The organism is Ruegeria sp. CDSA021 (assembly GCF_059612325.1).
The window spans coordinates 1-1,103 of sequence record NZ_JBXWQJ010000054.1 but is presented as its reverse complement, the minus strand read 5'-3'; the positions used below and the strand labels follow the sequence as shown (position 1 = coordinate 1,103).

At 54.9% G+C, this 1,103-nt stretch carries 1 protein-coding gene and 1 pseudogene; both read left to right on the top strand.

Annotation, left to right across the window (positions count from 1 at the left end):
- A partial coding sequence (locus AC2FLD_RS22465) for a glycine betaine ABC transporter substrate-binding protein (RefSeq protein ID WP_496674568.1) occupies positions 1 to 834 on the top strand: 834 nt, incomplete at its 5' end.
- Between the two features lie 67 nt (positions 835 to 901).
- Positions 902 to 1,103: pseudogene (locus AC2FLD_RS22460) on the top strand (glycine/betaine ABC transporter permease); the annotation flags it as partial.

The following is a 1,103-nucleotide window of genomic DNA, read 5'->3' as shown; positions in this document are numbered from 1 at the left end:
AAGTTTCTGATGGAGCAAGGCTATGGTTGCGAAGTGACCACGGTTCCGCTCTCGAGCAACCCTGCGCTGGCATCCGTTTCCGAGACAGGAGAGCCCGATATTCTGACTGAAATCTGGACAAACGGCGCGCCGGCTTACCAAGGGCTGGTTGACTCAGGTGCAATCATTCCTGTGACCGAAGTTCTGTCAGATGGCGGTGTCGAAGGGTTCTTTGTTCCGAACTACCTTGTGGAGGAGCATCCGGAACTGGCAACAATTGAAGGCATCGCAGCCAACCCCGAACTCGTCGGAAATCGCTTTCACAATTGCCCCGAGGGATGGACCTGTCTGAATGTCAGCACCAACCTGATGAAGGCAGGCGGGCTGATTGATGCAGGCATTGAAAACTTCGTGCATGGATCAGGCGAAACCCTTGCGGCTTCGATCGCTGCCGCCTACGAAAACAAAGAGCCGTGGTTCGGCTTTTATTGGGCACCGACATCGGTACTGGGCAAATACCCGATGACCCTGGTCGATATGGGCCCCCATGACCCTGAAAAGCACGCCTGCAACATCACAGCGGAATGCGCGACGCCAGAAATGAGCGCCTTCCCCCGCAGTGAAGTCGTTACAGTTCTGTCGAAAGAATTCATGGCCGAAAACGCAGCAGTGTCTGACCTGATGACAAATCTGTCCTTCACCAACGCACAGATGGGCGAAACGCTGGCATGGGTCGAGGACAACAATGCCTCCTACGATGAAGGTGCGGTGCACTTTCTGACGACCTACAAGGATGTCTGGGGAGCGTGGCTTAACGATGCTGCGCGCGACAAACTTTCCGCATTGCTGCAGTAAACTGCATGGACAGGGGCATCCTCAGCGATGCCCCTAACGCACTGAAGTAGATCGGAAAGTGGGATAAATGGCCTTCTATGACAAGTTGTTCAGCGCATTGGGTTTGAGCGAATGGTGTGGCACGTCAGATGACAAAGCGCCTCTTTCGCTGGCGGACCTTGCGGCGCAAGCAGGAGGAGAAGAGGCCTCTGGGCCGCTCATTCCAATTCCCTCGTTTGATAATCTGCACGAAAGCTGCAACCGCATATGGCAGTCGCGCGATGTAACCA